5 protein-coding genes are annotated in these 7,311 nt (G+C 69.4%); 2 read left to right on the top strand and 3 right to left on the bottom strand.

What is annotated here, in order from left to right; translation table 11 throughout:
- Nucleotides 1-67: 67 nt before the first annotated feature.
- Together MJ783_RS09610 and MJ783_RS09615 are read right to left on the bottom strand one after the other, a co-directional pair.
- Complete coding sequence (locus MJ783_RS09610; RefSeq protein WP_239310033.1) at nt 68-2,143, bottom strand: SpoIIE family protein phosphatase; 2,076 nt, start codon at nt 2,141-2,143, stop codon at nt 68-70.
- Between the two features lie 344 nt (nt 2,144-2,487).
- Nucleotides 2,488-3,675: a CaiB/BaiF CoA-transferase family protein gene (locus MJ783_RS09615; protein WP_239310034.1), complete on the bottom strand. Its 1,188-nt coding sequence runs from the start codon at nt 3,673-3,675 to the stop codon at nt 2,488-2,490.
- A 119-nt stretch (nt 3,676-3,794) separates the two neighbouring features.
- On the opposite strand from MJ783_RS09615, the gene MJ783_RS09620 reads away from it, so the two are divergent.
- Nucleotides 3,795-4,628 (top strand): enoyl-CoA hydratase/isomerase family protein, encoded by an 834-nt coding sequence (locus MJ783_RS09620; RefSeq protein ID WP_239310035.1) that lies wholly within the window; start codon nt 3,795-3,797, stop codon nt 4,626-4,628.
- Between the two features lie 4 nt (nt 4,629-4,632).
- Entirely contained in the window at nt 4,633-5,511 is an 879-nt protein-coding gene (locus MJ783_RS09625; protein WP_239310036.1) for an enoyl-CoA hydratase-related protein, read from the top strand.
- Between the two features lie 952 nt (nt 5,512-6,463).
- On the opposite strand, the gene MJ783_RS09630 is transcribed toward MJ783_RS09625, so the two are convergent.
- Nucleotides 6,464-6,856 (bottom strand): hypothetical protein, encoded by a 393-nt coding sequence (locus tag MJ783_RS09630; protein ID WP_239310037.1) that lies wholly within the window; start codon nt 6,854-6,856, stop codon nt 6,464-6,466.
- Between the last annotated feature and the right edge of the window lie 455 nt (nt 6,857-7,311).

The raw sequence follows: 7,311 nt of genomic DNA on the forward strand, positions 1-7,311 counted from the left end.
TCCTGGTGGTGGCACGCCCACGGCGGCTGACCCGTTTCACCTCCGGGCGCGGGGGCCGGCCCGCCGGTCAGCGAATGTCGAGAAGGTCAGCGGCGAGCAGGCACAGGTCATCCTCCCGGCCGCTGGGTCCGGCCACCTCGTCCAGCAGCCGGTCGCACGCTGCGTCCAGGCCCATGGTATTGGCGCCGGCGGCGACGGCCGACAGGAAGTCGAGCCGGTCGGATATGGAGGTGTCCCGGCGCTCGACCAGCCCGTCGCTGTAGAGCAGCAGACGTGCGCCTGGCGGCAGGGCCATGGTGTCCTGCCGGTAGACGAGGTTGTCCACGGCACCGAGGATCGGGCCGTGGACTTCCTCCAGGAAGGCCGGGCTGGCGCCGTCGAGCACCAGCGGTGGGGGATGTCCCGCGCATGACCAGGTCAGCATCTGGTTGGTGACGTTGAGGCAGACGACCACCGCGGTGGCGTAGACCTCCGAGCCGGAAGCCGTGAGGCTGGCCGACAGCTGGCCAGTGATCGCGGCGGGGGACTGCCCCAGCATCGCGTAGGCGCGCGCCGCGTGCTTGAGCTCGGCCATGACCGTGGCCGCGCGTAGCCCGTGGCCACCGACGTCGCCGACGATCAGCATGAGCGAGTCGTCCGGGAGCGCCAGCGCGTCATACCAGTCGCCGCCGACGTCGACGTCACGGCCCGCCGGCAGGTATCGGGCGGTCAGGTCCACTCCGGCCACGGTCGGCAGGTGCCGTGGCAGGATCGCCTGTTGAAGTGCTTCGGTGACCGAAAGCTGTCGATCATACAGCCGCGCCCGTTCGATCGCGTGGGCGCAATGCCCGGCCAGGGTCGTCAGGAAGGCCCGCTCATCGGTATCGAAGATCTGTTCGGATGCCCACCCGAGCAGGATGACCCCGATCGGCCGTCCCGATATGATCATCGGGAGGTGGGCCACGCGGCCCAGCCCGGCCATCTCGAGGAGGGCCCCGACATGGGGATAGTCGGCCAGGTACTCCGCTCGGGAAGCGTCGAACCGGGCATGCGCCGTGCGCAGGACGTCCGAGGTGGCGGTGGCCGCCCGGCCGGAGATCCGTTCCAGGACGCGGTTGACCTGTTTGGACTGTGTGGTCGGGCCGACCATGCACAGCCGCCCCTCCTCACCGACCAGTATGATCGCGGCGACGTCGGCGCCGAGGTCGTCACGGGCGGAGCGAGCCACGGCATCGGTGACGTCCGGAACGGTCAGGGCTTGGCCGAGCGCGGCGGTGACGTCGAAAAGCTTGCGGGCCCGGTCCAGCGCCGACGACAGTGATCGGATCAGCTCCGCACGCTGTGCCTCCGCGCGCTGACGGTCGTCAACGTTGCGGAAGTACACGGTCATCCCGTCCGGCGCGGGAAACAGGCGGATTTCGAAATAGCCGGCGAGCGGCCCGTAGTATCCCTCGAACTCCACGGGGACCTGCGTCCGCTGGGCTTGTAGGTACAGTTTTTCGAACGCCGAGCCGATTATCTCCGGATACACGTCCCACATCGGTTTCCCGAGCAGCTCGGACGGGTCATGGCCGAGGAGCCGGCCCGCGACCGCGTTGACGAACACGAACCGGCCCTCGTTGTCGTACACCGCCACACCGTCGCTGACGTGCTGCATGGCGCGCCCGGCCTGTTCGCGCTCGTGGCGCAGCTCGGTGGTGTCGGCGCAGACTCCGGCCAGGCGGACGATCTGGCCCGTGGCGTTGGTGATTGTCCGGCCGCGCCCCTGGAGCCAGGCGTGTGAGCCGTCCGGGCGCATCACCCGGTACTCCTCCAGGATGGAGCCACCGCTCGCCAGCGCCATGGCGATCCGAGCCTGGATGTTCGGCGCGTCGCCGGGGTGAACGAGGGCCAGGAACGCCTCCATCGTCCCATCGAAGGCGTCCAGGTCGATGCCGTGCAGCTCGGCGGTACGCCGGTCCCAGCGCAGCGTTTCGCCAGCGACATCCCAGTCCCAGACACCCACGCACGCGGCGTCCAGCGCGAGCAGTAGATGATCGAAAGTGTTGGCATCGGGCGCGAGCGGCGTTGGTCCGTCAACGTGCCAGGACGCTGGTGCCACGGTCTCGGCGGGCGGCCGCGCGTCGCAGTGGGCTGACTGGCCGCGGTTACCCGTCCTGCCCATGGGGCCTCGGCGATCGCTCGGCAGATCATGGCTTGTCCGCCCAGGACCGGGCGGCGGTGTCGACACGGCTCGACAGTCAACCACGAGACCTCAGGTGCGTTCAGCAAAGGGAACGGAACAGGCCAGTATCTTGGCGCAATGTTACCGCGAGGCACCACCGCCAGGGTGGTTCTGCTCACGGTCGCGGGTGTGTTCCGCAGCCCGATCACTGGTGCCAGCGGGGTGGCGGTCTGCACCCTTGCCGCTGGTGCCCCTGGTCGGAGAGCACGCGATCATGGTTGTCGCGTGCTCGGAGACCTCAGGGGAGGTGCTGCTCGGGGAGCTCAGCGGGAACCTCGGGGAGCTCAGCGGGAATAGGGAGCCGGCCCCCCGGCGACGCCGGTATCGAGCAGCTTCGTCACCTCGTCCGGCGCGAAGCCCCAGCTGGCGAGCACATCGCCGGTCTGCTCGCCGGGCAGTGGCGGTACCGCGCCGAGTTCCGCTGGGGTGCGGCTGAAACGTGGTGCCGGCGCGGGCTGCACCACGCCGTCGCGTTCGACGAAGGTTCCCCGCGCCTGGAGGTGCGGGTGGCGTGGCGCCTCGGTGAGCGACAGTACCGGCGCGGCGCAGGAGTCCGTGGCCAGCAGGAGGCTGGCCCACTCGTCGCGGGTCCGGGTACGGAACACGGCCGCGAAACGTTCCTTGAGCGCGGGCCAGTGGGCCTGGTCGTCCCGTGCCGGCAGGTCGGCCGCGGACAGCCCCAGGCGGTGGATCAGTTCGTCGTAGAACGGCCCTTCCAGCGCACCGACCGCGATGTAGCCGCCGTCGGCGGTTTCGTAGACCTCGTAGTAGGGTGCGCCGGTGTCGGCGAAGTTCGTGCCGGGCTCGTCGCGCCAGCGCCCCTGGGCGAGCAGCCCGTGGAACAGGGTCGTGAGCAGGGCGGTGCCGTCCACCATGGCCGCGTCCACCACCTGGCCTCGCCCGTGGGCACGCGCGTCCAGCAGAGCGCAGACCACACCGAACGCGAGCAGCATCCCGCCGCCGCCGAAGTCGCCGACGAGACTGAGCGGTGGTACCGGCCGCTCTCCGTGCCGCCGAAAGTTGTTCAGGGCACCGGCGAGGGCGATGTACGTGATGTCATGGCCGGCGGTATGCGCGAGCGGGCCCTGCTGCCCCCAGCCGGTCATCCGGGCGTAGACCAGCCGAGGGTTGCGGGCAAGGCAGACGTCTGGACCCAGCCCAAGGCGTTCCATGACCCCGGGCCGGAATCCTTCGATCAGCGCGTCCGCGCTCTGCGCAAGTCTGAGCAGCGTCTCGGTACCGGCGGGGCTCTTCAGGTCGAGAGCCACCGACCGCCGGCCGCGGTTCATGGCGTATCCGCGGGGGTCGGCCCCCTGCCGGCTCTTCTCGTAGTCGCCGCCCGTGGTGGCGCGCGTGAGCCGATCCACCCGGACGACATCCGCGCCCATGTCGGCGAGCAGCATCGCCCCGAACGGCGCTGGGCCCAGGCCAGCCATCTCCAACACCCGCACGCCCGTGAGCGGCCCGGTCATGAGCGTCTCCCCTCGTCCTGGTGGCTCGGTTGTACAGCTGACTAATCTGAATAAATGATAGAGATATACGGTGCCGCCGGCCCCCCGGCGGCAGCGGCGGCGTAGCCACAGGAGGCGGGATGATCAGCGAACCGGGAGACACCGCAGGAGACACTGACAAACCGGTTGTCGTGAGCTGGCCCCGGCCGTCGGTTGCCCAGATCACGCTGTCCCGCCCTGACCGGCTCAACGCTCTCACCTTCGGCATGGTCGGGCAGCTTTCCGACACGCTCGCCCGGCTCGGTGCGGATGAGCGGGCCCGCGTGGTCGTGCTCACCGGGGCCGGCCGCGCCTTCTGCGCCGGCCTGGACCTCGCCGGGCACGTCCGGGGCGCGATGGGGCGCTCCCGCGGACCGGCCGAGCGGCTGCGCGGGCAGGAGGCCTTCGCCGCGATGGTGCGGACCATCCGTGCGATCCCGCAGCCTGTCGTCGCCGCGGTCAACGGCGCGGCGGCCGGTGCCGGGATGGCGCTGGCGCTGGCCGCCGATGTGCGGCTGGCCGCTGTCTCGGCGCGTTTCCACGTTGCCGCCGTCAAGATCGGATTGTCCGCGGGGGAGTGCGGCATCAGTTATCACCTGCCCCGCCATGTCGGCTCGTCCCGCGCTTTTGAGATCATGCTTACCGGCCGGCCGGTGGATGCCGCTGAGGCGGAGCGCATTGGTCTGGTCTCCCGGATGGTCGACGACGCGGATCTGCTCGACAGCGCGCTGGAGACCGCCGAGGCCGTCTGCGCCAACAGCCCCTTCGCGGTGGCGATGACCAAAAAGATCATGTGGGCGAACCTCGACGCGGGGTTCACCCCGGCGATCGAGCTGGAGAACCGGACCCAGATCCTCGCCGCCATGACGGCGGATTCGGGCGAGGCAATGCGCGCGTTCGTCGAGAAGCGCCAACCCGTTTTCACCGGAGAGTAATACCGTGGAATATGATCAGAACCCTTACGAACAACTCCTCTATGCCGTCGAGGAGAATGTCGCTACGATTACGATCAACCGGCCCGAGCGGCGCAATACCGTTACGTACCAGGTCCTCGACGAACTGATCGACGCCGTTACCCGGGCGGGGGCGGATGATGACGTGCGCGCGGTCGTGGTCACCGGCGGCAGTGGGCCTTTCTTCTCAGCCGGTACCGACCTGTCCAGCGGTGACGGGTACGACGCCGCGGCGGCGGACTTCAAACCGTTGCGCGGCGGGACCAGGGATGTCGGTGGGGAGCTGGCGCTGCTGATCTACGATCTACCCAAACCGGTGATCGCCGCGGTGAACGGGACCGCGGTCGGGATCGGCATCACCATGATTCTTCCGATGGACGTGCGCATCGCCGCGGACAACGCCCGCTTCGGGCTGCCCTTCACCCGGCGGGGGATAATCCCCGAGTCGTGCGCGAGCTTCTTCCTGCCGCGGATTGTCGGGATCTCCAGAGCGGTCGAATGGGCCGTGACCGGCCGGATCTTTCAGGCCGCGGAAGCGCTGGCGGCGGGCCTTGTACACGAGCTGCTCCCCGCCGCCGACGTGTTGCCCCGGGCGCGGGAGATCGCCATCGAGATCGCCCACAACACCTCGGCGGTGTCGGTCGCCCTCACCCGCCAGCTGATGTGGAAGCTTCTTGATGCCGATCATCCCATTGAGGCGAACCGGCTGGAGTCACAGGCGCTGCTCGCGCTCGGCCGGATGGCCGACGTCCCCGAGGGCGTGGCCGCGTTCCGGGAGAAACGGGCGCCTGCCTTCACCCTGCGCCCCAGCCGTGACCTACCCGGCTTCTACCCGTGGTGGGCCACCCCCTCCTTCGAGGAGTGACCAGCGGAGGGAGGCGCCCTGTGTGGGGCGTCGACCGACGAGCCGGGGTACCCGCGCATCGCGCAGCGATGGACGGGGAGCGATGACGCCAGGCGCGTGCCCCAACCCCGCGACGCCGCGTCCCCTATTGTCGGGCGCTCTTACATGGCGGAAACCACAGGTGGGGTACGCCCACGGCGGCCGATGCTGCTCAGCCGGCAAATAGCATCGGGATGTGCGGGCCGGTGGTTTTCCTCAAATTCCCTGTCATCTCCGCGGGCACGGCCCCGGCCGCGATCTCGGCCGGTGACCGTACTCCCGGGCATCAGCACCCAGGCCGTCGGGCCTGTCGGGCGGCAGCGGACCGCTGCCTACGGTGTGTGCCGGCATGCGGACGGCCGCGGTCCGCTGCCGCGGGCCGCGCCGACCACCTGCCTGTCTGGCCAGCGGTTCCTGCCGGGGGCGGACTCGGCTTCGGTGAAGCCCCCGAGGATGTCCTCGCCCGCGAGCTCGTCGCGGAGACCGGGCTGACGGTATCCATCGCCGCGCGATGCGCGGGTACCCCGGCTCGTCGGTCGACGCCTACAACCAGGGCGGCTCCCTGCGCCGCCGCGCGATGCGCGCGCCCCAGCCCCGCTCCTTGATCCGCGGCCCTGCTGCCGGGCGCTCTGATGCTGGCGTGACGGTCTGGCTCGGCGCCCGGATCGTGGGTGCTGGTGGTAAACCGGCCGAACTGGTCATTCGGTCGTTGCCGGCGGAGGAATGCATCCAGATGTTTCCGGCGTGACGGGCGGGTCCTGACTTCCACACGGCTTCCAGCGGCGTGAAGAGAGCTATGATCATGGCTTTCAGTCAGCGAGGAGAACATGGTGATGAATCGGTCGACTGTGTTGCTTGAAAGAACTGGGCGGATGTGCGGGACCGTCTTTTTGGCGACATCTGTGATCGGAGCCGCGCTGGGCGGGACAATGAGTTATCTGGCCGCGAACGGTACCGAAGCCGGCGCGCCCGGCGTCGGCATGGCCACTGGGGTGGCAGGCAGGCCACCGCAGGCCACCGCCACCGGTACGGTCCCACCGGCCGCGGCACCTGATACGGCCGACCCGGACATCGGTGCCTCGCCGGCCGTCGGGCCCGCTCCACCAGCGGCGCTGGCGCGGCGGGAGGAGCCGGCGGCATCCGACACACAGCCGGCCAGCGGTGCCGGAACAGCCACCGGTGGGCCCACCAGCAGCGATACCGAATCCGGAGCGGCACCCGCGCCGGCGCCCGCACCGGTGCCAGCCGCCTCGACGCAGCAGCCGGCGGCGGACCCGGCCACGACGGCACCCGCTCCCAGCCCGACAGCGCCGGCTCCAGCGGCCACGGCGTCACCGTCCGCGGCGCCGAAGCCTGTTCCGCCGGAGAACGGCCGGTGACGATCTGACGGTCTTCATGGGTGGCTGCCGCCATCGCCATGGGCCAGCGTATTTACTGTTCATTGATCTATATCTATATTTGTCATAATTTTTGTTGATTGATATCTCTGTGGCCGCTGGCAGTGCGCTGGCGGCCGTTCGCGTGTAAGCGACAAAATTATATTAAAATAATAGATATGATTGCCGTGGTTGTGATTATCCACAGCGAACACGCGGCGGCCCGGCGGCCCGGTGCGATACGCCCGCTGGCGGGACCGGGCTGTGCTGTCGGAAAAGCTGTGCCGCCGGAAAAGCAAGGGCCCGGCCTGGCGCAGCCCGGAACTTCCTCGGCACAGGCGTGCCGGCTGGAGCGTGGGGTATGCCCAGCCAGGTGTGCCCAGCGTTTTTCCAGTGGTGCCGACGG

It is taken from the genome of Protofrankia sp. Cj3, assembly GCF_917627355.1.
GTDB lineage: Bacteria > Actinomycetota > Actinomycetes > Frankiales > Frankiaceae > Protofrankia.

Bases quoted from the DNA above. Each gene is read 5' to 3' on its own strand.
- MJ783_RS09610 (WP_239310033.1), bottom strand. From the start codon at position 2,143: ATGGGCAGGACGGGTAACCGCGGCCAGTCAGCCCACTGCGACGCGCGG.
- MJ783_RS09615 (WP_239310034.1), bottom strand. From the start codon at position 3,675: ATGACCGGGCCGCTCACGGGCGTGCGGGTGTTGGAGATGGCTGGCCTG.
- MJ783_RS09620 (WP_239310035.1), top strand. From the start codon at position 3,795: ATGATCAGCGAACCGGGAGACACCGCAGGAGACACTGACAAACCGGTT.